The organism is Brevundimonas sp. Leaf168 (assembly GCF_001423685.1).
GTDB classification, from domain to species: Bacteria; Pseudomonadota; Alphaproteobacteria; order Caulobacterales; family Caulobacteraceae; genus Brevundimonas; species Brevundimonas vesicularis_C.
In genome coordinates this window covers 110841-133461 of the sequence record NZ_LMOY01000007.1, presented here as the reverse complement: position 1 = coordinate 133461, position 22621 = coordinate 110841, and the positions used below count along the sequence as shown (strand labels likewise).

General features: G+C 67.0%; 27 protein-coding genes and 1 other RNA gene. 10 read left to right on the top strand and 18 right to left on the bottom strand.

Going from position 1 to position 22621, the window contains the following annotated elements; translation table 11 throughout:
• The 5 genes from ASF81_RS05495 to tkt all read right to left on the bottom strand — a co-directional run bounded on the left by ASF81_RS05495 (nt 1) and on the right by tkt (nt 6098).
• Entirely contained in the window at nt 1-231 is a 231-nt protein-coding gene (locus tag ASF81_RS05495; protein ID WP_231576559.1) for a YbdD/YjiX family protein, read from the bottom strand.
• Nucleotides 224-2311: a carbon starvation CstA family protein gene (locus tag ASF81_RS05490; protein ID WP_055806024.1), complete on the bottom strand. Its 2088-nt coding sequence runs from the start codon at nt 2309-2311 to the stop codon at nt 224-226. Before ASF81_RS05490 ends, ASF81_RS05495 begins: the two co-directional genes overlap by 8 nt.
• Nucleotides 2312-2448: 137 nt before the next feature.
• Nucleotides 2449-3645 carry a formate-dependent phosphoribosylglycinamide formyltransferase gene (gene purT, locus ASF81_RS05485; RefSeq protein WP_055806021.1) on the bottom strand — a complete coding sequence of 399 codons (1197 nt, stop codon included), beginning with the start codon at nt 3643-3645 and terminating at the stop codon, nt 2449-2451.
• Nucleotides 3646-3650: 5 nt separating this feature from the next.
• Nucleotides 3651-4043: a VOC family protein gene (locus ASF81_RS05480; protein WP_055806018.1), complete on the bottom strand. Its 393-nt coding sequence runs from the start codon at nt 4041-4043 to the stop codon at nt 3651-3653.
• A gap of 63 nt (nt 4044-4106) precedes the next feature.
• Nucleotides 4107-6098 (bottom strand): transketolase, encoded by a 1992-nt coding sequence (gene tkt, locus ASF81_RS05475; RefSeq protein WP_082503464.1) that lies wholly within the window; start codon nt 6096-6098, stop codon nt 4107-4109.
• Between the two features lie 94 nt (nt 6099-6192).
• Here tkt and ASF81_RS05470 point away from each other — a divergent pair, with 94 nt between their 5' ends.
• The 5 genes from ASF81_RS05470 to ASF81_RS05455 all read left to right on the top strand — a co-directional run bounded on the left by ASF81_RS05470 (nt 6193) and on the right by ASF81_RS05455 (nt 8445).
• A complete protein-coding gene (locus ASF81_RS05470) occupies nt 6193-6441 on the top strand; it encodes a hypothetical protein (RefSeq protein ID WP_055806014.1) in 249 nt (82 codons plus the stop codon).
• Nucleotides 6441-6764 (top strand): cell division protein ZapA, encoded by a 324-nt coding sequence (locus ASF81_RS05465; RefSeq protein WP_055752950.1) that lies wholly within the window; start codon nt 6441-6443, stop codon nt 6762-6764. Before ASF81_RS05470 ends, ASF81_RS05465 begins: the two co-directional genes overlap by 1 nt.
• Before the next feature lie 63 nt (nt 6765-6827).
• Nucleotides 6828-6988: non-coding RNA, 6S RNA (gene ssrS / locus ASF81_RS14780), on the top strand.
• A 76-nt stretch (nt 6989-7064) separates the two neighbouring features.
• Nucleotides 7065-7613, top strand: a complete 549-nt coding sequence (locus ASF81_RS05460; RefSeq protein WP_055806011.1) for a 5-formyltetrahydrofolate cyclo-ligase — start codon at nt 7065-7067, stop codon at nt 7611-7613.
• A 10-nt stretch (nt 7614-7623) separates the two neighbouring features.
• Nucleotides 7624-8445: a TIGR00282 family metallophosphoesterase gene (locus ASF81_RS05455; protein ID WP_055806007.1), complete on the top strand. Its 822-nt coding sequence runs from the start codon at nt 7624-7626 to the stop codon at nt 8443-8445.
• On the opposite strand, the gene ASF81_RS05450 is transcribed toward ASF81_RS05455, so the two are convergent.
• The 4 genes from ASF81_RS05450 to purL all read right to left on the bottom strand — a co-directional run bounded on the left by ASF81_RS05450 (nt 8424) and on the right by purL (nt 14200).
• Entirely contained in the window at nt 8424-9515 is a 1092-nt protein-coding gene (locus ASF81_RS05450; protein ID WP_235559242.1) for a glycosyltransferase family 4 protein, read from the bottom strand. The two genes, ASF81_RS05455 and ASF81_RS05450, sit on opposite strands and share 22 nt — an antisense overlap.
• 72 nt (nt 9516-9587) lie before the next feature.
• Nucleotides 9588-10991: a cytochrome P450 gene (locus ASF81_RS05445; protein ID WP_055806908.1), complete on the bottom strand. Its 1404-nt coding sequence runs from the start codon at nt 10989-10991 to the stop codon at nt 9588-9590.
• A 558-nt stretch (nt 10992-11549) separates the two neighbouring features.
• Complete coding sequence (locus tag ASF81_RS05435) at nt 11550-11987, bottom strand: DUF305 domain-containing protein (protein WP_055752955.1); 438 nt, start codon at nt 11985-11987, stop codon at nt 11550-11552.
• A complete protein-coding gene (gene purL / locus ASF81_RS05430) occupies nt 11984-14200 on the bottom strand; it encodes a phosphoribosylformylglycinamidine synthase subunit PurL (RefSeq protein WP_055805998.1) in 2217 nt (738 codons plus the stop codon). The genes ASF81_RS05435 and purL overlap by 4 nt, the downstream gene beginning before the upstream one ends.
• A 110-nt stretch (nt 14201-14310) precedes the next feature.
• Between purL and ASF81_RS15000 the strand changes: the two genes are divergently transcribed.
• Entirely contained in the window at nt 14311-14451 is a 141-nt protein-coding gene (locus ASF81_RS15000) for a hypothetical protein (RefSeq protein WP_156363161.1), read from the top strand.
• A complete protein-coding gene (locus ASF81_RS05425) occupies nt 14448-14693 on the top strand; it encodes a hypothetical protein (protein WP_055752957.1) in 246 nt (81 codons plus the stop codon). Before ASF81_RS15000 ends, ASF81_RS05425 begins: the two co-directional genes overlap by 4 nt.
• A 3-nt stretch (nt 14694-14696) precedes the next feature.
• On the opposite strand, the gene ASF81_RS05420 is transcribed toward ASF81_RS05425, so the two are convergent.
• A complete protein-coding gene (locus tag ASF81_RS05420) occupies nt 14697-15494 on the bottom strand; it encodes a hypothetical protein (protein ID WP_055805992.1) in 798 nt (265 codons plus the stop codon).
• A 75-nt stretch (nt 15495-15569) separates the two neighbouring features.
• Between ASF81_RS05420 and ASF81_RS05415 the strand changes: the two genes are divergently transcribed.
• Complete coding sequence (locus ASF81_RS05415; RefSeq protein ID WP_200932890.1) at nt 15570-15989, top strand: hypothetical protein; 420 nt, start codon at nt 15570-15572, stop codon at nt 15987-15989.
• Between the two features lie 56 nt (nt 15990-16045).
• Nucleotides 16046-16270 (top strand): hypothetical protein, encoded by a 225-nt coding sequence (locus ASF81_RS05410; RefSeq protein ID WP_055805986.1) that lies wholly within the window; start codon nt 16046-16048, stop codon nt 16268-16270.
• Here the strand turns inward: ASF81_RS05410 and purQ are convergent, their stop codons facing one another.
• From purQ to purC, 5 genes are all read right to left on the bottom strand, one after another.
• Entirely contained in the window at nt 16271-16933 is a 663-nt protein-coding gene (purQ, locus tag ASF81_RS05405; protein ID WP_017504766.1) for a phosphoribosylformylglycinamidine synthase subunit PurQ, read from the bottom strand.
• Nucleotides 16934-16966: 33 nt separating this feature from the next.
• Complete coding sequence (locus ASF81_RS05400; RefSeq protein WP_055805983.1) at nt 16967-18169, bottom strand: MFS transporter; 1203 nt, start codon at nt 18167-18169, stop codon at nt 16967-16969.
• 60 nt (nt 18170-18229) lie between these two features.
• On the bottom strand, nt 18230-18709 hold the full coding sequence (locus ASF81_RS05395; protein ID WP_055805979.1) for a YbhB/YbcL family Raf kinase inhibitor-like protein: 480 nt from the start codon (nt 18707-18709) through the stop codon (nt 18230-18232).
• 96 nt (nt 18710-18805) lie between these two features.
• Nucleotides 18806-19057 carry a phosphoribosylformylglycinamidine synthase subunit PurS gene (purS, locus tag ASF81_RS05390; RefSeq protein ID WP_055805975.1) on the bottom strand — a complete coding sequence of 84 codons (252 nt, stop codon included), beginning with the start codon at nt 19055-19057 and terminating at the stop codon, nt 18806-18808.
• Complete coding sequence (purC, locus tag ASF81_RS05385; protein WP_055752965.1) at nt 19057-19815, bottom strand: phosphoribosylaminoimidazolesuccinocarboxamide synthase; 759 nt, start codon at nt 19813-19815, stop codon at nt 19057-19059. The genes purS and purC overlap by 1 nt, the downstream gene beginning before the upstream one ends.
• A gap of 289 nt (nt 19816-20104) precedes the next feature.
• Here purC and ASF81_RS05380 point away from each other — a divergent pair, with 289 nt between their 5' ends.
• Entirely contained in the window at nt 20105-20428 is a 324-nt protein-coding gene (locus ASF81_RS05380; RefSeq protein WP_039244540.1) for a DUF1476 domain-containing protein, read from the top strand.
• Nucleotides 20429-20613: 185 nt separating this feature from the next.
• Here ASF81_RS05380 and ASF81_RS05375 read toward each other — a convergent pair whose 3' ends face one another.
• From ASF81_RS05375 to ASF81_RS05365, 3 genes are all read right to left on the bottom strand, one after another.
• A complete protein-coding gene (locus ASF81_RS05375) occupies nt 20614-21246 on the bottom strand; it encodes a fasciclin domain-containing protein (protein WP_055805972.1) in 633 nt (210 codons plus the stop codon).
• Between the two features lie 148 nt (nt 21247-21394).
• The gene (locus ASF81_RS05370) at nt 21395-21904 is read right to left on the bottom strand and encodes a DNA-deoxyinosine glycosylase (RefSeq protein WP_082503463.1); all 510 of its coding nucleotides are present in this window, start codon (nt 21902-21904) and stop codon (nt 21395-21397) included.
• Nucleotides 21901-22620, bottom strand: coding sequence for a 2OG-Fe(II) oxygenase family protein (locus ASF81_RS05365; protein WP_235559260.1), 720 nt, complete (start codon nt 22618-22620; stop codon nt 21901-21903). Before ASF81_RS05365 ends, ASF81_RS05370 begins: the two co-directional genes overlap by 4 nt.
• Between the last annotated feature and the right edge of the window lies 1 nt (nt 22621).

The following is a 22621-nucleotide window of genomic DNA, read 5'->3' as shown; positions in this document are numbered from 1 at the left end:
TCAGCAGCATTTGAACCCGCCGGCGCCGCCGAAGCGGCGCTGCTCGTGCAGGCGGAAGAAGGCGGTCTTGTCCAGCGGCGGCTGGTCGGGATGGGTCGCTGCCGCGTGATCGACATAGGCCTGATAGTCCGGCTGACCGATCATGGCGCCGGCCGTGCGCCGGACGCCGCGACCCCACCGCAGGGCGGTGTCGCGGCACAGGCACAGCAGGTCATCCTGAACGTCAGGCACGGGCCGCATCCGCCGCCTCGTCGGCCGCCGTCAGTTGGTGGCTTTCCGGATACTCGCGGACCGTCGGGCGGTTGTTCGCATAGGCCTTGCGGCACGCCAGGACGCCATAGACGACCATGGTCACGACCACGAACAGGAAGCCCGCCGTCAGCGTCGAGTTGACGTAGTCGTTGACCACGATGCGGTGCATGTCGCCGATGCTCTTGGCCGGGGCGATCAGTTCGCCGGCGCCCAGCGCCTCATGATATTTGCGGGCGTGGGACAGGAAGCCGATGCGGACATCCGGGTGGAACAGCTTCTGGAAACCCGCCGTCAAGGTGCAGATCAGCAGCCAGGTCGCGGGAACGACCATGACCCAGGCGAACTTCTCGCGCTTCATCTTGAACAGGACGACGGTGCCCAGGATCAGGGCGACGGCGGCCAGCATCTGGTTGGCGATGCCGAACAGGGGCCACAGGCTGTTGATGCCACCCAGCGGATCGACCACGCCGGTGTAGAGGAAATAGCCCCACAGCCCGACCGTCAGGGCCGTGGCGACGACGTTGGCGCCCCACGACTTCGTTTCGCGCATCTTGGGCACGGCGACGCCCAGCAGGTCCTGGATCATGAAGCGGCAGACGCGGGTGCCGGCGTCCACGGTCGTCAGGATGAACAGGGCTTCGAACAGGATGGCGAAGTGATACCAGAAGGCCATCATGGCCTTGCCGCCGATCACGCCGGACAGGATGTGCGCCATGCCGACCGCCAGGGTCGGGGCGCCGCCTGCGCGCGACAGGATGGAATGTTCGCCCACATCGCGGGCCAGCTGTTCCAGCTCTCCGGGCGTGATGTGGAAGCCCCACTGGGCCACGGCGGCGGCGGCCGAGACCGCGTCGTTGCCGATGACGGCGACCGGGCTGTTCATGGCGAAATAGACGGCCGGGTCCAGCACCGTGGCGGCGATCAGGGCCATGACGGCGACGAAGCTTTCGCACAGCATGGCGCCGTAGCCGATCATCGGGATCTGGGCTTCGTTCTCCAGCAGCTTGGGCGTCGTGCCTGACGAGATCAGGGCGTGGAAGCCCGACACCGCGCCGCAGGCGATGGTGATGAACAGGAAGGGGAACAGGGCGCCGGCGAAGACCGGGCCGGTGCCGTCGATGAAGGGGGTGATGGCCGGCATCTGAAGGTGCGGACGCACGATCAGGATGCCGACGGCCAGGGCCACGATCGCGCCGATCTTTAGGAAGGTCGACAGATAGTCGCGCGGCGCCAGGAGCAGCCACACCGGAATGACCGAGGCGATGAAGCCATAGACCATCATCAGGATCGCCAGGGTCGGGCCGGTCAGGGTGAAGGCCGGACCCCAAAACGGATCGGCCGCGATGTGACCGCCGCCTATGATGGCCAGGATCAGCAGCACGACGCCGATCACCGAGACCTCGCCCACGCGGCCCGGCCGCAGGAAGCGGGTGTATAGGCCCATGAAGATGGCGATGGGGATGGTGGCGGCGACGGTGAAGGTGCCCCACGGGCTTTCGGCCAGGGCCTTGACCACGACCAGGGCCAGAACTGCCAGGATGATGACCATGATCATCAAGACGCCGACCTGGGCGATGATGCCGGGGATGTTGCCCATTTCGGTGCGGATCATGTCGCCCAGCGATTTGCCGTCGCGACGCGTGGACATGAACAGGACCATCATATCCTGCACCGCGCCGGCCAGCACGGCGCCGACCAGGATCCACAGGACGCCCGGCAGATAGCCCATCTGGGCGGCCAGCACCGGCCCGACCAGCGGGCCTGCGCCGGCGATGGCGGCGAAGTGGTGGCCGAACAGGACGTTCTTGGGCGTCGGCACATAGTCCAGCCCGTCGTTGCGGCGCATGGCAGGGGTCAGGCGCGCGGGGTTCAGCTGCATGACCTTGTTGGCCAAGTAGCGGCTGTAGAACCGATAGGCGATCGCATAGGTGCAGACGGCGGCGACCACCATCCAGACCGCGCTGATGCTCTCGCCCTGATGCAGGGCGATGATGCCGAGGGACACCGCCCCCAGGATGGCGATGGCGCCGAAGATTATGGGTGTGCTGAGTTTGCCCACGACAGATCCCTCCCGGCCGGCTGACTGCGACCCTCGCCCTTGGTTTGCACCACAATGCGGGACAAGGCCAATCGACTAAAGTCGTAGAAATGAGGGATCAGACGTCTCCTCGCTGCGGAGCGAGGAGGTGGCGAAAGTCAGCCCCGAACGACCTTTACAAAGCCTGCGGCTTCGCGCGCGCGATCGCGGGCCTGTTCGACGTCGGCGCCGCGGGCGACAGCCACGCCCATGCGGCGGCGCTCGAAGGCCTCGGGCTTTCCGAACAGACGCAGATCGGCGGTCGGGACCGACAGGGCCTCCGCGACGCCCTCGAAGGCGACCCCTTGCGCGTCCATGCCGCCATAGATGACGGCGCTGGCGGCGGGTTCACGCTGGTTCACGTCGATGGGCAGACCCAGGATGGCGCGGGCGTGCAGCGCAAACTCACTCATCGTCTGGCTAGCCAGGGTGACCAGGCCGGTGTCGTGCGGGCGGGGCGAGACTTCGGAGAACCAGACCTGGTCGCCCTTGACGAACAGTTCGACGCCGAAGACGCCGTAACCGCCCAAGGCCGCAGTAACCTTGGCGGCGATGTCCTGGGAGGCGGCCAGCGCAGCGGGCGTCATGGGCTGCGGCTGCCAGCTTTCGACGTAGTCGCCCTTGACCTGGCGGTGGCCGATGGGCGCGCAGAAATCGGTGCGGGTCGAGCCGTCGGCGTCGCGCGAGCGGACGGTCAGCAGAGTGATCTCGAAGTCGAAGTCGATGCGTCCCTCGACGATGACGCGGGCGCTGGCGACGCGGCCGCCGTCCTGGGCGTAGGTCCAGGCGTCGGCGATTTCATCGGCGCCTTGGACGAAGGACTGGCCTTTGCCCGACGAGGACATGACCGGCTTGACGAAGTTGGGATAGCCGACGGCCTCGGCGCCGGCGGCCAGTTCCTCGGCCGAGCCGGCGAAGGCGTAGGGGCTGGTGGGCAGGCCCAGCTCTTCAGCGGCCAGTTTGCGGATGCCCTCACGGTTCATCGTCAGCTGCACCGCGCGAGCCGTCGGGACGACCGTCGCCATGCAGGCGGCCTCGATATCGGCCAGGACCTCGGTGGCGATGGCCTCGATCTCGGGTACGATGAAGTGCGGGGCCTCGGCCAGGATGACGCCGTTCAGCACCTGGGCGTCGGTCATGGGGATGACGTGGCTGCGGTGCGCGACCTGCATGGCCGGCGCGTTGGGATAGCGATCAACGGCGATGACCTCGACACCGAGCCGCTGAAGCTCGATGGCGACCTCCTTGCCCAGTTCGCCCGAGCCCAGCAGCATCACGCGCACGGCGGTGTCGGAAAGCGGGGTGCCGAGTTTCATGGGCGTCAGGCTCCGGTAGCGGGTTCGATCAGGTCCCAGGCGTTGCCGTAGAGGTCTTCGAAGACCACCACCTTGCCATAGGTCTCATGTCGCGGGGTTTCGCGAAAGTGGACGCCGGCGGCAAGCCAGGCGGCGTGGTCGCGCATCAGGTCGCCCGTCTCCAGAAACAGCCAGACCCGGCCGCCGGCCTGGTTGCCGACCTGGGCCTTTTGGGCGTCGGTCGTGGCGCGCGCCAGCAGCAGGCTGGTCTCGCCGCCTTTGGGGGTGACGCGCACCCAGCGTTTGCCGCCGCCCATGTCGGTATCCTCGCTGAGATCGAAACCCAGCTTTCCGACATAGAAGGCGATGGCCGCGTCATAGTCGTGGACAAGCAGGCTGATCGCGCCGATGCGGCTCATGGCTTCTGCTTTCAAAAACTCCTCCCCCGCGAAGCGTCGCGCCACGGGGGAGTGATCCAGGTTCTAGAGCCGCGCCTTGACCGCCGCGACGATGGCGTCCGAGGTGATGTTGAACTTCTCGTACAGAACCTCGGCCGGGGCCGAAGCGCCGAAGCCGGTCATGCCGATGAAGGCGCCGTCTTCGCCGATGAAGCGTTCCCAACCTTGCTTGATCGCGGCTTCCACGGCGACGCGGACCGTGCCGCGGCCGATGACCGAGGCCTGGTAGGCGGCGTCCTGCTGTTCGAACAGCTCGAACGAGGGCACCGAGACGACGCGGGTCGCCACGCCCTCGGCTTCCAGCGTTTCGGCGGCCTTCAGCGCCAGGGCCAATTCGGTGCCGGTGCCGAACAGGGTGACCTTGGCCTCGCCATTGGAGGCCTTGATCTCATAGGCGCCCTTGGCGGACAGGTTCTCCGTCGCGGCGACGGTGCGGACGGCCGGGGTCTTCTGACGCGACAGGGCCAGGGCCGACGGCGCGGTCTTGGTCTGCAGGGCGATCTGCCAGCATTCCATGGCCTCGACGGTGTCGGCGGGGCGGAAGACCAGCAGATTCGGAATGGCGCGCAGGGCGGCCAAGTGCTCGACCGGCTGGTGCGTCGGGCCGTCTTCGCCCAAGCCGATCGAGTCGTGGGTCAGGACGTGGATGGCGCGCACCCCCATCAGGGCGCCCAGGCGGATGGCCGGACGGCTGTAGTCCGAAAACACCATGAAGGTGCCGCCGTAGGGGATGACCCCGCCGTGCAGGGCCAGGCCGTTCATGGCGGCGGCCATGCCGAACTCGCGGATGCCCCAGTTGACGTAGCGACCTTCATAGGCCGGCGCATCCAGGATCGGCGTGCCCTTGACGAAGGTGTTGTTCGAGCCGGTTAGGTCGGCCGAGCCGCCGACCAGTTCGGGAATGGCGGCGAACAGTTCGTCCAGCGCCGCGCCCGACGACTGGCGCGTCGCCTGGGCGGGCTGGGTCTCGACCAGTTCGGCGATCTTGGCGTTCAGGGCGTCGAAGGCGGCCTCGGGCAGGTCGCCCTTCATGGCGCGGGTGAAGTCGGTGGCCTGGGACGAGGCGGCGAGGCGGGCCTCCCACTTCTTGCGGTCCTTGGCGCCGCGACGGCCTACCTTCTTCCAAGCGTCGGCGATGGTCTGGGGCATTTCGAACGGATCGTGATCCCAGGCCAGGCCCAGGCGCGTGGCGGCGATCTCGGCGGCGCCCAGGGCCGCGCCATGGGTCTTGTGGCTGCCTTCCATCGTGGCGGCGCCCTTGCCGATCTTGGTCTTGCAGGCGATCAGGGTGGGCTTGTCCTGACGCATGGCCCACTTCATCGCGCCCTTGATGGCGTTCATGTCGTGGCCGTCGATCGCCTTGACCGCCCAACCGGCCGCCTTGAAGCGGGCCTTCTGGTCGGTCGCATCCGACAGCGAGACCTTGCCGTCGATGGTGATTTCATTGTCGTCCCAAAGGACGTGCAGCTTGTTCAGCTTGTAGCGGCCGGCAAGCGCGATGGCTTCCTGCGACACGCCTTCCATCAGGCAGCCGTCGCCGGCGATGACCCAGGTGCGGTGATCGACCAGATCGTCGCCATACTTCGCCGCCAGATGGCGCTCGGCCATGGCGAAGCCGACCGAAGTGGCCAGGCCCTGACCCAGCGGGCCAGTGGTGACCTCGACGCCCGGCATATGGCCGTACTCCGGGTGGCCGGCGGTCTTGGAGCCCCACTGGCGGAAGTTGGACAGTTCTTCCTTCGTCGCGCCCTTGTAGCCCGTCAGGTGCAGCAGGGCGTAGATCAGCATCGAGCCGTGGCCGGCCGACAGGATGAAGCGGTCGCGGTCGGCCCAGTCGGGGCGGCTGGCGTCGAACTTCAGGAACCGGGAAAACAGCACCGTGGCGACGTCGGCCATGCCCATCGGCATGCCGGGGTGGCCGGACTTGGCCTTTTCGACGCCGTCCATGGCGAGGACGCGAATGGCGTTCGCCATCTGCTCGGGCGTGGCCTTTGGTGCGGTTTTGGCGTCGGTCACTGTGGAGACCTCTGTTGGGAAGGCGGAAAAAGGGGGCGCGCCCCTTTACCCCGGCGCGTCCTCGGCTTCTATACGGAATCTAAAGGAGCGACCGATGGCAGACGCCACCACGGCCGCACGGGCGCGTATCGACCGCGCCCTGGCCGAACTGGAACGCAAGATTCTGGAGCTGAAGGCGCGGCCCGCCTCGGCGCCCGCGATCGCGGACGACGATCTGTTCGCACCGCGCGCCACCGACCAGCGCATAGCGGAACTGGAAGCCGCCGGGCGCGAGGCGTCCGAGGCGCTGGGCCGCGCCGCCCAGGCCGTGCGCGAAGCCCTGGCCGAAAGCGAGGCGGGCTGATGGCGACGGTGACGGTCGAGGTCAACGGCCGCCCCTATGCGGTGGGGTGCGCCGACGGGCAGGAAGAGCGCGTGCGCATCCTGGCGAAACAGTTCGACAATCAGGTGCGCCAGGTCGCAGGCGACGTGGGCCATGTCGGCGATCTGAGGCTGTTTCTGATGTCCGCGCTGATCCTGGCCGACGAACTGCATGAGGCGCGGCTGAACGCCGGCAAGGCGGGGCCTTCGTCAGCGACCGCGCCGGCTCCGGCCTCGACGGATGGGGTCGCCGAGGCGCTGAACGCGGTCGCCGCGCGAATCGAAAAGATCGCCCAGAACCTTTAGGCGATTATTCCGCTGCGGATGCTGGCGTCGGGGTCGGCGAAGGCCTATCTTGATCGACGGCGGGTCTTGCTGCGGCTCACGTCGAAGACAACATATCCTTCTGACCTTAATTCACTCTACGGGATCTGTCCCTGTCCGGGCTCGAGGGCTTGGGCATACGGAGCCCACCTGGCTACCCAGGTCGAGAGGATTTAAACGTTCTTCACGGTTCGCGCGGCGCCGCCACCCTCTCCCTGTGATGTGCTATCGCTCGCCGCGCGGCGGCTCGCTGCATGAGCACATGTTCGCAGGGGCGGTTCGATGATCCAGGACAAGCACGAACTCCGATCGGCCGCCCGCGCCTTACGCAAGCGTCTGGCCGAGGCTGATCCTTTGGCCGCCAGCCGGGCGGCAGACCATGCCGGTGCGCTTCCGGCCGCTCAGATCGTCGCCCTCTATCGCGCCATGGGGTCGGAGCTGGACACCGACGCCCTGGCCGCAGCGCTGGAAGCGGCGGGCCGACGGCTGTGCCTGCCGGTCGTGGTCCAGCGCGACGCCCCGATGGAGTTCCGCGCCTGGTCGCCCGGCGAGCCGCTGGAACTGGACGCCGCCGGATGCCCGGCGCCTCTGCCGCTGGCCGAGGTCGTCCTGCCGGACCTGATCCTGACGCCGCTGCTGGCCTTTGACGATCAGGGCGGGCGCCTGGGGCAGGGCGGCGGCTTTTACGACCGCACCTTCGCCGCCCGACCCGGCGCCATCCGCATCGGTTTCGCCTATGCCGGCCAAAGGGTCGAACGGCTGGCGTTGGAGCCTCACGACATTCGACTGCATGGCGTTCTGACCGAGACCGGCTATACGGCTTTCGAATGAGACTTTTCGCATGAGACTGGCATTTTTCGGCGACGTCATCGGCAAGTCCGGCCGTGACGGCATCAGCGATCATCTTCCGGGCCTGAAGCGGGACCTGAAACTCGACTTCGTGGTCGTGAATGCGGAGAACGCCGCGGGCGGCTTCGGCATCACCGAGAACACGGCGCGCGAGCTGTTCATGGCGGGCGCCGACTGCCTGACGCTGGGCAACCACAGCTGGGACCAGCGCGAGGCCCTGACCTATATCGTGCGTGAGCCGCGCCTGATCCGGCCGGCCAACTATCCGCGCCTGATGGATGCGCCAGGCGCCGGGGCCAATCTGTTCGAAACCCATTCGGGGCGTACGGTTCTGGTCATGAATGTCCTGGGCCGGGTGCACATGGACCCGATGGACGATCCGTTCGGGGCGGTGGAGCGCGAACTGGCGGCGGCGCCGCTGGGCGCAGTGGCGGACGCCGTGATCGTGGACATGCATGCCGAGGTCACATCCGAGAAGATGGCCATGGGCCATTTCTGCGACGGGCGCGCGTCGCTGGTGGTCGGCACCCACACCCATGTGCCCACCGCCGACTGCCAGATCCTGCCCGGCGGCACGGCCTATCAGACCGACGCCGGGGGCTGCTGCGACTACGACAGCGTGATCGGCAACGAGAAGGAAGAGCCGCTGCGGCGCTTCACCACCCGGATTTCGGGCGGCCGCTACATGCCGGCCTCCGGCCCGGCGACGGTATGCGGGGTCTTCGTCGAGACGGACGACCGGACGGGTCTGGCCAAGCGGGTCGAGCCGATCCGGGTCGGCGGGCGGTTGTCTCAGGCGATCCCGACCGTCTGACGCGCCCGGCGACGGTCGATCACCGTCTGACGGACTGCCATCAGCTCGGCCGCACGACGTTGCGGCGTATGGGTCGCCAGAACATAGGCCTGGGCGGATCGCGCCAGCGCCCATCGTTCCTCGGGTGACGAGATCAGCCGGTCCATCGCCGCCGCCAATGTCGTGGGCGTCACCGCATCGACATAGAGGGCATTCGGTCCGCTGGCTTCCCGCAGGCCGCCGCGGCCGGACGAGATCAGGGCCGCGCCCGCCGCATGGGCCTCGATCGCCGTGAGGCCGAACGGCTCGTCCCAGACGGACGGCGTCAGGGCGATGGCGGCCGTCTGCATCCGCCGCCGCACCTCGCCCAAGGGCGCGGACTTCAGCACCTCGACCCGGTCGCCATACTTTTCCAGCGGGGCGACATGCCGGGCCGCCCAGCGCGCATGATCGTCCCAGTCGTTCAGCATCAGCACGGCGCGCCAGTCGGGATGAGCGTCCAGAACGCAGGGCAGGGCGGCGCACAGCACATCGACGCCCTTTTCGGGCATGGCGCGCCCGGCGAAAGCGATCACCGGCTCTCGATCCTCGGGCGAGGCCAGCCAGGCGCCGGCGTCGATGGGGTTGGGCACCGCGAACGCCCGGTCATTCAGATCGGGGAAGGTGCGCACGAAGGCATCGCGCTCCGCCACGCTGACGAAGATCAGGCCATCCAGCCTCTCATAGCGCGCGCGATAGCGCCATCGGTCGATGGGGTGGCGCGGCGGGCGCACGGCGTTGTGGCGATAGAGCAGGTGGGGGGTGTCTGGCAGGGCCTGCTGTACGGCCAACGCCTGTTTCACCTGCTGATGATGTTCGATCACATCGGGCCGAAAGGCGCGCAGCCTTTCAATCAGGGTGGGCATGCGGCTGCGCCCCGCCGGCAGGGCGTCCACGCCCGGCGCCGGACCATCCTCCGCGCCTTGGCAGCAGTAGATGCGCGTCTCGCCGCCCTGATCGACGCCCGCCATCGTCCGCACGACCGTCTCCATCGAGTTCGGCTGGGCTTCGGAAAACAGGCATCCCGGAGGGAGCAGGATGGCGGTGCGCAAGGGCGACCTCCAGTGGGCAGATAGGCGCGACCTATAGACGGTTCCTGGCGGAACGGCGACGGCGCCGCTTAGTCAGACTCTGCGCCGCGCCCTCAGCCGCAATCGCATCGGCTCGCGGCTGCGTAGGGTGATCTGATGGACAGGGCGGGGTTCCACCGTGGTCAGGGCCTCAACGTCGGCGACGCGAAGGATGGCGGCTAGGGCGATCATCGCCTCCTGCAGGGCGAAGGCGGCGCCGATGCAGACGCGCGGGCCGGCGCTGAAGGGAATGTAGGCGTAGCGGTCGATGGCCTTGCGGTTCTCAGGCAGGAACCGCTCTGGCTTGAAGGCGTCTGGGTCGTCCCACAGCAGCTGGTGACGCTGGAGAATCCACGGCGAGATGATGACGGTGGCGCCGGCCTTGATCGTCTGTCCGCCGATCTCGTCGTCAGCCAGGGCCTTGCGGGCCATGGTCGGGGCGGGCGGAAACAGGCGCATCGTTTCCTCCAGCACGGCGCGGGTCCAGGGCAGGGCCTCGGCCCACTTCGGATCGGAGACTTCGAAGGTGTCGGCCTCGGCCTGGAGCCGGGCCAAATACTCCGGCTGGCGCGACAGCAGATGCAGGGTCCAGCCCAGGGCGCGGGCCGTGGTTTCGTGCCCCGCCAGGATGAAGGTCAGGATGTTGGCCGCGACCTCTTCGTCGGTCAGGCCGGGTCCGCCGTTCTCGTCGCGGGCTAGCAGAAGCGCGCTGAGCAGGTCGTCGGGCGGCGCCTCGCCCGTTCCGGCCCCACGCTCGATCCGGGCGCGGCGGGCTTCGACCAGCTTCGTGACGCGCTGCTCGAAGAAGCGGGCCGAGCGGAAACTGGCCAGCCGGCCCAAGCGCGGCGCCCAGTCCGGCGCGCCGAGCACGTCCAGCGGATCGATGCGCGCGCCGTTGGCCAAGAACTGGTTCAACGCCCGCTCGAAACCGCGCGCCTCGCCGCCCAGCTCGTCCGAGAACATGGTCGCCGACAGAATGTCGAAGGTCAGGCCCGACATTTCGCTGTCGATATCCAGCACCCGCCCGCGCGCCGACAGCGACCAGGCGGCCACGCGCGCATGACAGACCTCGGCCATCCGGGCGTTCAGCGTCGCCATTTTGGCGGGGGTGAACAGGGGCGCGAGGATACGCCGGGCGCGACGCCAGACCTCGCCCTCGGTCAGCAGCAGCCCTTCCGCCAGCATCGGCCCCAGCACACGCCGTTGCAGATCGCCCTTCACATAGTTGGCGGCGTTCTCGGTCAGGACATGCCGCACGCCCTCGGGATGGCTGACAACCAGGATTTCGCCAAAGGCCGAAGATCCATGCAGTTGCGGCTCGGTGAAATGCCGCTCGGACCACATCTGGATCGGATCGCGCCAGCTGATCCACAGGAAGGGCAGCAGCGACAGCGGTTTGCCCGCGCGCCGGGGCGGTATGGCAGGGCGGAAAATGGTGTCGGCGGTCGTCGCGTCCATCAGACGCTCCCTGTTCAAGTCGCCGGTTCAGCCAGGCGCATTGCTCCTGAAACGCGCGATCCGGCTCCTGCGTTCATGCAGGATCAATGCGACGTCAACGCGACGGGCGCGCCCTGCCGATCGCGGCGAGCAAGCGCGTCATATCTTCGGCAGCCAGATCTTTCGCGCGCTGGCTGGACACGGCGGGTTTTGAAATCGTCGCTGCGGGGGCCGCGGCTTGAGCCGCTCTCTTCTTTTCGCGCCTTTCGAAAAGGTAGCGTTGAAGACCCCAGACCAGGTGAGGCGTCCACGGCCGGCCGCAGGCGGTGCTCTTTCCCGCCTTGTTCAGCAGGCCGGCGACCTCGTTAGGCCGGGTGAAGCCGCTTTTGAAACAGGCGCGGAGCAGGGGGTCGAGCTCGTCCAGAAATGCCTCTTTGGAGCGATCACGAAAGGCGAAATGCCTCAGCTCGTCTCTGGTGATCTGCGAAGGCTTGGACGACGGGCGCCCAGTCGACGGAGCCTTGGTGCGGGTGGGCGCCGCTGGCTTTCCGCCGCCGCGATAGGGTCCCTTGGCCAATCTCAGTTCGCCGGAGGGGCGGTCGGCGCCCAGGCCTTCATCTCGGCGATCTCGCGCGTCTGCGTGTCGACGACGCTCTGGGCCATGCGTCGGATTTCGGGGTCGCGGCTGTCGCGCAGGGCGACCTTGGCCATGGCGACGGCGCCTTCGTGGTGCGCGATCATCTTGGCGACATAGGCCTGATCGATCGTCTGGCCCGAGGCGGCGGCCATCTTGCGGTGCATCTCGGCCTCGGAGGCGGCGAAGGCTTTGTCTCCGGGGGTAGAGCCGCCCATGTCGTGACCGGCATGACCCGCGGCTTCCATCTGTTCCGTCGTGCGCGCCGCCGCAGCCTGGTTGGCGGCGGAGGTATCCCGAAGCGCCTGCTGCACCGGATCGCCGCCGCCATCGCAGGCGCTCAGCAGGCCGAGCAGGGCGAGCGGCGTCAGGACGCGGATCATGCGGCGTCGCCCAGCCAACCCGGCATCCAGCCTTCGTGCCATTCGCGCAGGTGGGCGACGGGGATGCTGAACAGTTCGCCCTTGTCGCCCTTGGAGGCGAAGGCGGCGCCGCCCGCATGGCCGACGACCGAGGCGTGCAGACCCGCCTCGCGCGCCTTCGCGATGATCGCGTCGGCGTCAGGCACGGCGACCAGGTAACGGGCCTGGTCCTCCGCGAAGAGGAAGATGTGGGCGTGGGCCGCGCTGGAGGCGTCAAGGGTCACGCCGACGTCGGAGGCCAGCGCCAGATCGGCGGCGGCGCCGATCAGACCGCCGTCCGAGAGGTCGTGAACCACGGTCAGTTCGCCGGCCTCGATCCGGTCGCGCACGAAATCACCGGTCTTCTTCTCCAGCTTTAGGTCCACGGGCGGCGGGGCGCCGTCCTCGCGGCTCAGGACCTCGCGCAGATAGATGGAGGCGCCCAGTTCGCCCTGGGTCTGGCCGATCAGGACCAGCGCATCGCCCTCGGCCATGGTCGAGAAGCCGGTCACCACGTCATAGTTGGGCAGCAGGCCGACGGCGCCCACGGTGGGAGTCGGCGGAATGGCGACGCCGTTGGTCTCGTTATAGAGCGACACGTTTCCGCTCACGACCGGGAACACCAGTTCGCGGCAGGCCTCGGCCATGCCGTCGATGGCGCGCACGATCTGGCCCATGATCTCCGGGCGCTGCGGATTGCCAAAGTTCAGGTTGTCCGTGATGGCGATCGGACGCGAGCCCACGGCCGTCAGGTTGCGCCAGGCCTCGGCCACCGCCTGTTTGCCGCCCTCATAGGGGTCGTTCTGGACGTAGCGGGGGGTGCAGTCCGAGGTGACGGCCAGACCCTTGTCCGTGCCATGCACGCGCACCACGCCGGCGTCGGCGCCGGTCGAGGAGTCCTGCAGCGTGTCGGCCATGACGTGGCGGTCGTACTGTTCCCAGATCCAGCGCTTGGAGGCCATGTCGGGGCAGGCGACGACCTTCATCACCGCATCAGCCCAGTTCTCGGGCGCAGGAATGTCCGAGTGGTTCAGCTTGGGCTGAAGCGCCGGCTGGACCCACGGGCGGTCATACAGGGGCGCGTCGTCGAACAGGGGCGCCAGCGGCACGTCGCAGACGGTCTCGCCGTGATGCTTCAGCACCAGATGGCCGGTGTCGGTGGTCACGCCGATGATAGCGAAGTCCAGGCCCCACTTCTGGAAGATGCGATAGCCGACGTCCTCATAGCCGGGCTTCAGCACCGCCAGCATCCGCTCCTGGCTTTCCGACAGCATCATCTCATAGGCCGTCATGCCGGTTTCGCGCTGGGGCACCTTATCGAGGTTCAGTTCGATGCCGACGCCGCCCTTGCCCGCCATTTCGACGGAGGAGGAGGTCAAGCCCGCCGCGCCCATGTCCTGAATGGCGGCGACGGCGCCGGACGCCATCAGCTCCAGCGTCGCCTCGATCAGCAGCTTTTCGGCGAAGGGGTCGCCGACCTGAACCGTGGGGCGTTTGGCCTCCGACTCGTCGTCGAACTCGGTCGAGGACATGGTGGCGCCGTGGATGCCGTCGCGGCCGGTCTTGGAGCCGAAATAGACCACGTCATGGCCCGCCTCCGGCGCGGCCGAATAATAGATTTCGTCGGCGCGGGCCAGGCCGACGCACATGGCGTTGACCAGGATATTGCCGTTGTAGCCCTTGTGGAAGTTGGTCTCGCCCGCGACCGTGGGCACGCCGACGCAGTTGCCATAGCCGCCGATGCCCGAGACGACACCCTTGACCAGACGCTTGGTCTTCTCATGGCTGGGATCGCCGAAACGCAGGGCGTTCAGCAGGGCCACCGGCCGGGCGCCCATGGTGAAGACGTCGCGCATGATGCCGCCCACGCCGGTCGCCGCACCCTGATAGGGTTCGATGTAGGATGGGTGGTTGTGGCTCTCCATCTTGAAGATGCAGGCGTCGCCGTCGTCGATGTCGATCACGCCGGCGTTCTCGCCTGGCCCGCAGATGACGCGCTCTCCGGTCGTGGGGAACTTGCCCAAGTGGATCTTGGACGATTTGTAGGAGCAGTGCTCGGACCACATGACCGAGAAGACGCCCAGCTCGACGTGGTTGGGCTCGCGCCCCAGTCGGTCGAGGACGACCTGATATTCATTGGGGGCCAGGCCGTATTCGGCGGCCAGTTCAGCCATGGTCTTTTGCGGAGCGCTCATGGGCGGCGCTTCTAGCCGCAGATGGGCCGAATGTCAGCCCGCGCGGCGCAAGAACGGGGAACATCGTCCATCGCAGGTGGTTGATTTCGTCGACAGCCAAAGGAGCCTCTATGACCGACACGCCCATCGACCCCGCCGCCACCCCCGCAGATGACGACCTGCCCGAGATCGCCGCCGACGACGCCGGCGCCTCCGCCTTGGCCGAGCGGGCTCAGAAACAGGCCGATGATGCCGAGGAGGACGAGTCGTGAGCAAGCCCCACACCGACCGCATCGTCCCGGCCTCGGGCCAGCAGATGGATCGTTCAAATGATCCTGAAACCACTGCGGAGATGGACGCCGCGGCGCCGCAAGCGGCTCTGGCCAGCCGTCGTCAGCGGCTGACCGGTTCGGCCGTCGGGGTCGGCAGCGTCGGCTTCGACGAAACCGGCGCCTTCGACGTGGGCGCCGACGACCATGCGCCTCAGGACGACGCGGTCACCGACAAACCCTGAGGCTTAGCGAGCGCGTTCGACGCCCGGTCGCAGGCGGAAGGTCAGCAGCAGGCCGCCGATCAGCAGGACGATCGCGCCGGCCAAGGCCGTGAAGGCGACGGTCGGCTTGTCCGCCTGTTCGGCGACGAACGCGCCCAGAAGACCCCAGGCCGTCGGCAGCGGATAGGCGAGGGTGCGCAGCACCGCCGTCACCGCTAGGGCGACGACCGTGACGGCGACGATGGCGACGATGGCCCACAGGTCAGGCGACAGGGCGGCGGGAAGAGCGTTGAACGCGGTCGCCGTCGTGATCAGGTTCAGCGGCGCAGCCACCGTCAGCCAGCCCGCCAAGGCCGCCAGCGGCCAGACCAGCAGGATGCGCTGGCGATCGAACATCCGCAGCGCGCGGATGTGGCCGGATACGGCCAGCATCGGCAGCAACAGCGCGATCAGCGAGGCGAAAATCACGCCCACGCTGGCGGCCTTCAGGTTCAGGGCCGCCACGATGATCCAGAATCCGATGCCGAAGAAGGCGACGGCGGACGGCAGACCCATTCGGCCCAGCAGCGGGCTTTCGCCCGTCTGCGGCAGGGCCTGACGGATCGCATAGGCCAGAATGCCGATATAGATCAGGCCCCAGATCGAGAAGGCGTAGCCCGCAACGCGCAGGGTGCTGTTGCCGTCGGCGGCGAACTCGGCCTGGTTCAGGCCCAGGCCCGCTAGGTTCTGAACCAAGGGCACGATGATGGCGAACAGGGCGGCGGCCAGGACGATCAGACGACGGGTGCGTTGGCGGGGCGTGGGACGGATTATGGAGGACATTCGATTTCCAGTGCGACGCGTGTTCCCGCCTTTACGCCTCGCCACGCCAGAAGGTTCACCGCGACCGGCAGAAAAGTGAAGCTTGCATTGGCCGCCGGCGGCTTCATCCTGCCCGGCATGACGCTCAAAGCCTCCCTGCCGGCTCTGTTGATCGCGATAATCGTGGCAGCGGGCCAGGCGTCCGCCCAGACAAGCGGAGCGCCTCTGCCGACCTCAATCCAGACTGCCTGGTCACGCGTTCGCGCGGCCCTGACGCCCCAGCAGCAGGCCAATGAAGTGCGGGGTTTCCTTTCGGCGCTCGCCAACGAAAACCGACGGCCGACAACGCCGGCGCTGGATGCGCGCGATATCGCCTCAGGCCGCGCCGTGTCGCTCGACGACCCGGCCCTGCTGCAGCGCCCTCAGGCGCACGAGGTCACGGTGACGTTGGACGGTCAGTTCCTGATCTTCCACCCGCTGTCGCGCGCCAGCCTGGAGCCGTTTTTCGGTCGTTAGGAACAATCGGCCCGACCGCGTGGTTGTCAGATGCAATCCACACTTAGGAGCCCATCATGGCCGATACCAACAACACCCAGCCCTCGCTCGAAGACGAAGTCGCCGCCAACCGCGCTATCGAACAAGGCCTCGGCGTCGGCGCCCGCGAACTGGCCGCCCAGCGCGAACCGGGCGGCGTGGTTACGCCGGACGAGGACGAAGGTTCTGAAGACGGCCTATCGACTGAGGCTGACGACTTGGACGAAAGCCTGGCCGTTCAGGGCGTCGACGACGCCGACTGATCAAGCGGCGGCGTAGATGCTTTGGAAAAGCGTCGCGCCGTCGGCGGAGCCCAGTTCGGCTTCAAAGGCGCGATCCGGATGGGGCATCATGCCGAGGACGTTGCCGCGCGCGTTCTGGATGCCGGCGATATCGTTGACCGAGCCGTTCGGGTTGTCGACGTAGCGGAAGACGACCTGACCCTCGCCCTCGATCCGGGCCAGGGTCTCGGCGTCGGCGAAGAAGTTTCCGTCGCCGTTGCCCTGGGTCATCGTCACTTCGCGCTGGCCCTGATAGCCGGCGGTGAAGCGGGTCTGGCCGTTGGCGACAGTCAATGCGATGGGCTTGCAGACGTATTTCAGACCCTTGTTGCGCAGCAGGGCGCCGGGCAGCATTCCGGCCTCGCACAGGATCTGGAAGCCGTTGCAGATGCCGACCACGGCGACGCCGTCGTCCGCGGCCTTCTTGACCGCCTGCATCACCGGCGACTGGGCCGCCATGGCGCCGCAGCGCAGATAGTCGCCGTAGGAGAAGCCGCCGGGAATGACGATCAGGTCCAGGCCCTGGGGCAGTTCGGTCTCGGCGTGCCACACCATGGAGACCGGCTCGCCGGTGGAGCGTTCGACGGCGACCTTGCAGTCGCGATCACAGTTGGAACCGGGGAAGACGATGACGGCTGCGCTCATGGCGCGGGCCTTTAGCAGGGTTCTTTCGCCTTGTCAGGCCGTCGCGCGCGCCCGACCGGTCAGCCAGGCGATCAGGAAGATGACAAAGCCGCCCAGGGACAGGCCCATGCCGACCCAGCCGGTCGAGGCCCAGCCATAGCCCGCCGCGATCGCCATCCCGCCCAGCAGCGGGCCGATGGCGTTGGCCGTGTTGAACGCCGAATGGTTGAGCGCCGCCGCCAGGGTCTGGGCGTCGCCGGCGACGTCCATCAGCCGCGTCTGGAGGATCGAACCCAGGCCGCCTCCGCCGCCGATCAGGAAGACCACGACCATCACGGCCCACAGGTGAGGCGCCGCGAGCGGATAAAGCGCCAGCGCCGCTGCGCTCCAGAGCAACAGGCCGCCCGCCGCCTTGAACCCCAGGTGATCCGCCGCCCAGGCCCCCAGGATATTGCCCAGGAACATGCCGACCCCGAACACGGCGAAGACCCAGGGCAGGACGTCGGGGCCGGCGCCCGTCACCGCCTCAAGCGTCGAGGCGAGATAGGCGTAGACCGCGAACATGCCGCCAAAGCCAATGGCGCCCACGCCCAGCGTCAGCCAGACCTGACTGCGCTTCAGGGCGCCCAGCTCGCGCCAGGGGCTGGCGTCGGGGTGGGCCGGATCGCGCGGAGCGAATAGGGCGACCAGCGCCATGGTCAGAACCGCCAGCACGCCGACGATGGCGAAGGTCCAGCGCCAGCCGTGGGCATGGCTGATGATGTTGACGACGGGCACGCCCAAAACGGTCCCGACCGTCAGCCCCATCAGGATGGTCGAGACTGCGCGCGTGCGAAAATGTAGCGGCACGATGGAGGCCGCGACCAGGGCCGCCACGCCGAAATAGGCCCCGTGCGGCAAGCCGCTGAGGAAGCGAAAGACCAGCATCCAATGGTAGGTCGGGGCCAGGGCGCTGGCCACATTGCCGATGGCGAACAGGGCCATGAAGGCGATCAACAGCAGCCAGCGTGGGTAACGTGCGCCTAGGACCGCCAGGATCGGCGCGCCGACCACGACGCCGGCGGCATAGGCGCTGATGACATGGCCGGCGGTCGGCGCATCGACGCCAAGCCCGGCGGCGAAGTCCGGCAAGATGCTCATGGCTGCGAACTCGGTCACGCCGATCGCGAACCCGCCCATGGCCAAGGCGATCAGCACGAGGGCCACCGCCCCGCGCGAGCGGACGGGAAGGGAAGTGTCGAGGGCGGCGTCGGTCATGTTGCACTGCAAACTAATCAGCGTTCATGACGCCACAAGGGCGACACCGCCCGGCGCCGATCACGCTTTGTTTTCGTAGGTCGCCGTGATCGACGCCTTGGCCAGGGTGTGGAAGTGCAGGTTGAAGCCGAACACGGCGCCGGAGTTGTCGGCGGTGACGTCCAGGCTCTCAACATCAACGGCGAAGACGGTGAAGATGTAGCGGTGCGGACCATGGCCGGGAGGCGGTGCGGCGCCGCCGAAACCGGGCTGACCATAATCGGTGCGCCCCTGGATGGCGCTGTGGGGCAGATGCCCGCCTGCCGAGCCGGCGCCGGCCGGTAACTCGGTCACATCCGCGGGAATATTGGCCACCGTCCAATGCCAGAAACCCGAGCCGGTCGGCGCATCGGGATCATAGCAGGTGATCGCATAGCTCTTGGTCCCTTCCGGCGCGCCGGACCAGGAGAGCTGCGGCGAGGTGTTGCCCTTGGCATGAACCTGGGCGTCCGGCAGCACGCCGCCGTCCTGGATATCGGTGGAGGTAAGGGTGAAGGTCATGGGCGCTCCGTCAATCAAGCCGTCTGCTAAACTGGCGTCGATGCCGAAGGATGCAACCGTCTCCTTCCCGCGACATGGGAGAGGAGACAGCAGGCTTTACGCCGCCTCGATGCGGTAGCTTTCGATCACCGTGTTGGCGAGCAGCTGCTCGCACATCTTCTTGGCTTCGCCTTGCGGGTCTTCGGCGCCGGCGAGGTCGAACTCGATCAGCTTGCCGACGCGGGCGTTGGAGACGCCCGACCAACCCAGACCCTGCAACGCGCCTTCGACGGCCTTGCCCTGAACGTCCAGGACGCCGGGCTTGAGGAAGACGTGAACCTTGACCTTGCTTGAAGCGGTTGGGGCCATCAGTGCAGTCCTCCCTGGATCACCGTCGGCATGCCCTTCATGATGCCCAGGCGACGCGCGACTTCGGTATAGCTTTCAATCACATTGCCCAGGTCGCGGCGAAAGCGGTCCTTGTCCAGTTTCTCGCCGGTCGAGGCGTCCCACAGGCGGCAGCTGTCGGGGCTGATCTCGTCGGCCAGCAGGACGCGGCTGAAGTCGTTTTCCCACACCCGGCCGAACTCGATCTTGAAGTCGACCAGGGTGATGCCGACGGCGCTGAACATGCCGGAAAGATAGTCGTTCACCCGCACCGTCATCGCCAGCATGTCGTCCAACTCCTGGGTCGAGGCCCAGTTGAAGGCGGTGATGTGCTCTTCGGTGACCATCGGGTCGTTGAGCTCATCCTTCTTGTAATAGAACTCGATGATCGAGCGGGGCAGGGGCGTGCCTTCCTCGATGCCCAGGCGCTGGCTCATCGAGCCGGCGACGATGTTGCGGCACACGACCTCGAGCGGAATGATCTCGACTTCGCGGATCAGCTGCTCGCGCAGGTTCAGGCGCTTGATGAAGTGGTTGGTCACGCCGATGCCATTCAGGCGCGACATGATGAACTCGCTGATCTGGTTGTTCACCACGCCCTTGCCTTCGAGAACGGCCTTCTTCTGCGCGTTGAAGGCGGTAGCGTCGTCCTTGAAATACTGGATCAGGGTGCCGGGCTCGGGTCCTTCGTACAGGATCTTGGCCTTGCCTTCGTAGATCTTCTTGCGCTTGCTGTTCATGGTCCGGTCCCGGCTTACGGGCGCCCTCCAGAAACAAAAATCGCGCGGCCATATGTGGAGGGGGAAGACCCGGTCCTGGCGGCGCGTTTCGGAATCGTTCGGGCAGTCAATCTCGTTCGGGGTCTCCTTAGCCGAAGGCGGCCCTCGATACAAATGAGGATGGCCGGCGCAGCAATCATTGGGGACAGGATGTCCATGCGACGGAAGTCAGGTTGCGTTCGCGGGCGGGCGGTCTATAGACGGCGCTTGCCCCGACGTTAGCGGGGTGGACGGAGCTTTGCTGAGCGAAATGACGACCTTCGACGATCGGGAAAAGGCCTTCGAAGCCAAATACGCCCTCGATCAGGAGCAGGAGTTCAAGGCCATCGCCCGGCGCAACCGGATGCTGGGCCTTTGGGCTGCGGAAAAGATGGGCCTGTCGAGCGAAAGCGCGGACCAGTACGCCGCCGCCGTGGTGCGTGCCGATTTCGAACAGCCGGGAGACGAGGACGTGTTCCGCAAGGTCGCCGGCGACTTCAAGGCCTCGGGCCTATCGGTGTCGGAGGGCGAGATTCGCTCCAAGATCGACGAACTGGCCTCGATCGCCCGCGAGCAGATCCGCGCCGGCGAGTAATCGCCTCGGTCTTTGGACTGATCTGAGAATTCGAAAGGGCCGCACCCGGGGGAAAGTGCGGCCCTTTCTTCTTGCCGGGGACGTTGGGGGGATGTCTCACCCGGCGTACTGTGCGTCTCGCGCCCCTGAAGAACACCAGGGCCGAGATTTGGTTTCAGGCGTCGCCGCCCGAAACCAAATATTTTTTACGGCATCAGAACCGTGTCGACGACGTGGACGACGCCGTTCGATTGGCCCACGTCGGCCTGGGTGATCGTGGACTTGCCGCCCTTGGCGTCGGTGATGACCCAGGTGTTGTTCGGGCCGGCCGAAACCTTCAGTTCTTCACCCTGAACCGTCTTCAGCGTGGCGGTGCCGCCGTTGGCCTCGGCCTGGGCTGCGATATCGGCGGCCGTCAGACGACCGGCGACCACGTGGTAGGTCAGGATCTTGGTCAGATCAGCCTTCATCGCCGGCTGCATCAGGCTGGTGCGCGTCGCCTCGGGGATCTTCTCGAATGCGGCATTGTCAGGGGCGAAGACCGTGAACGGACCCGCGCCCTGCAGGGTGTCGACAAGGCCGGCGGCCTTCACGGCGGCGACCAGGGTTGTCAGGTTGGAGGCCTTGGAGGCGTTGGCGACGATCGTCTCGTTCGGGCTCATGGCCGCGCCGCCCACCATCGGGCCAGTCGCGGGGGCCATGGCGGCGCCGTCGGCCGGGGCCATGGCGGTCGATTCCGCCGGCGTCGTGGCGGCCGGCTCGTTGTTGCCGCAGGCGCCGAGCGCCATCACCGCGCCGCCGGACACGGCGACGAGCATAAGATTGCGAAGTTTGGTCATGTGTTTCGTTCCCTTTGGGCCGCTCTCAAGGCGGTAACGGGAACGTTACGCGCGACACCGCACAATGGATGCATGCCGCGCGACAAGACATCGCAGCTTCACCATTGAGTTTTCACTCGCAGTTCTATGCTGCTTTGCAGCAAGAGACCTATCGTTCGATCAGATCAGTCAACGAATTCCAGATGTTCGCCTTGCCTGCCAGTGGAATCGCATGAGCTGGGCTGGATGAAGGCAGGTCGATAAGGCCAACCCCTGCGACGTCGCCGATAATGCGCCGTCCCAGCTTGGCCGCCAGCTTTCCGTTGAAGGCGACCGCCCTCAGTCGGGGCAAGCTGCCGATCAGTCCGCGCAGATCAGCGGCCTCCGGCGAGCGGATCGCCGCATCGAGACTGCCCGACCGCTCCGCCGACGCAATCACATCCCACAGTCCCACGCCGCGCGCCTTCAAGCGTTCGATGCGCTTCTCATAAGGTTGTCCCGCCAAGTCCTCGCCCAACACACCGCCGATCATGGGCCAAAAGGCGTTGCGCGGATGGGCGTAGTACTGCGCCGCCTTCAACGAGGCGTCGCCGGGCAAGCTGCCCAGGATCAGCAACCGGGTTTCCGTATCGACGACGGGTCCGAACCCCAGCCTTCGATCGCCCGTAGGGTCCGTCACTTGACCGGCGGGTCGTCGCGCAGCCAGCCGGTGATCGAGCGGCGCTTGCCGCCGGCGTAGGCGGCGACCGGCGCGACGGAGTGCTGGCGGGGTGTTTTGAACACCGTCCAGACGTTGAAACCCGGCTTGAAGCCGCGCTCGATATCGCCGTTAGTGTCGTGAAACAGCAACTGGCCGCCCCAATCCGACCGCCAATCGCGCGACAGCCCCAGCGTATAGGCCGCCCGCCGCTCGCCGACGCCTGTGTCGTCGTGCTGGGTCAGGAAGTCGCCGGGCCGGAACCAAGTGGCTTGCGCGTCGATCTTGGTCACGCTCGCTTCGCCGGTCACGGCTTTGGCGAATGTGGTGAAGGGCGTGTCGTTGAAAAACTGCACCAGGGCGTGCGTCGCATGGCCTTCGTCCTTGCCGGTCAGCAAGGTCGTGATGATCGGATAGGCCAGATAGATGAAGGAGAAGCCGTTGCGACCCTCCGCCAGCGCGCGCTGTATCTGGGCCCCGATCGCATCGCGGCCCATGGCCTGCATCTCCTGCGGCGACAGCAGCTTGCCGCCTTCAGGGGTCTTCAAGGACAGATGCCAACTGGTGTCGTGTTCGAGCGCAAGCTCCAGCCATTCGGCGCTCGCCTCATCCAGCAGATCGGTCACCTGCACCATGCCGTCGCGCGCATAGGCCGCCGCATAGTCGCGGGGATCGAGCCGGGGATTGAGCCGGATCACC

Excerpts from the sequence above, each read along its gene's own strand:
- purT (WP_055806021.1), bottom strand. The coding sequence starts at position 3,645 with ATGAAACTCGGCACCCCGCTTTCCGACACCGCCGTGCGCGTGATGCTG.
- ASF81_RS05480 (WP_055806018.1), bottom strand. The coding sequence starts at position 4,043 with ATGAGCCGCATCGGCGCGATCAGCCTGCTTGTCCACGACTATGACGCG.
- ASF81_RS05470 (WP_055806014.1), top strand. The coding sequence starts at position 6,193 with ATGGCAGACGCCACCACGGCCGCACGGGCGCGTATCGACCGCGCCCTG.
- ASF81_RS05465 (WP_055752950.1), top strand. The coding sequence starts at position 6,441 with ATGGCGACGGTGACGGTCGAGGTCAACGGCCGCCCCTATGCGGTGGGG.
- ASF81_RS05460 (WP_055806011.1), top strand. The coding sequence starts at position 7,065 with ATGATCCAGGACAAGCACGAACTCCGATCGGCCGCCCGCGCCTTACGC.
- ASF81_RS05455 (WP_055806007.1), top strand. The coding sequence starts at position 7,624 with ATGAGACTGGCATTTTTCGGCGACGTCATCGGCAAGTCCGGCCGTGAC.
- ASF81_RS05445 (WP_055806908.1), bottom strand. The coding sequence starts at position 10,991 with ATGGACGCGACGACCGCCGACACCATTTTCCGCCCTGCCATACCGCCC.
- ASF81_RS05435 (WP_055752955.1), bottom strand. The coding sequence starts at position 11,987 with ATGATCCGCGTCCTGACGCCGCTCGCCCTGCTCGGCCTGCTGAGCGCC.
- purL (WP_055805998.1), bottom strand. The coding sequence starts at position 14,200 with ATGAGCGCTCCGCAAAAGACCATGGCTGAACTGGCCGCCGAATACGGC.
- ASF81_RS15000 (WP_156363161.1), top strand. The coding sequence starts at position 14,311 with ATGACCGACACGCCCATCGACCCCGCCGCCACCCCCGCAGATGACGAC.
- ASF81_RS05420 (WP_055805992.1), bottom strand. The coding sequence starts at position 15,494 with ATGTCCTCCATAATCCGTCCCACGCCCCGCCAACGCACCCGTCGTCTG.
- ASF81_RS05410 (WP_055805986.1), top strand. The coding sequence starts at position 16,046 with ATGGCCGATACCAACAACACCCAGCCCTCGCTCGAAGACGAAGTCGCC.
- purQ (WP_017504766.1), bottom strand. The coding sequence starts at position 16,933 with ATGAGCGCAGCCGTCATCGTCTTCCCCGGTTCCAACTGTGATCGCGAC.
- ASF81_RS05400 (WP_055805983.1), bottom strand. The coding sequence starts at position 18,169 with ATGACCGACGCCGCCCTCGACACTTCCCTTCCCGTCCGCTCGCGCGGG.
- ASF81_RS05395 (WP_055805979.1), bottom strand. The coding sequence starts at position 18,709 with ATGACCTTCACCCTTACCTCCACCGATATCCAGGACGGCGGCGTGCTG.
- purS (WP_055805975.1), bottom strand. The coding sequence starts at position 19,057 with ATGGCCCCAACCGCTTCAAGCAAGGTCAAGGTTCACGTCTTCCTCAAG.
- purC (WP_055752965.1), bottom strand. The coding sequence starts at position 19,815 with ATGAACAGCAAGCGCAAGAAGATCTACGAAGGCAAGGCCAAGATCCTG.
- ASF81_RS05380 (WP_039244540.1), top strand. The coding sequence starts at position 20,105 with ATGACGACCTTCGACGATCGGGAAAAGGCCTTCGAAGCCAAATACGCC.
- ASF81_RS05375 (WP_055805972.1), bottom strand. The coding sequence starts at position 21,246 with ATGACCAAACTTCGCAATCTTATGCTCGTCGCCGTGTCCGGCGGCGCG.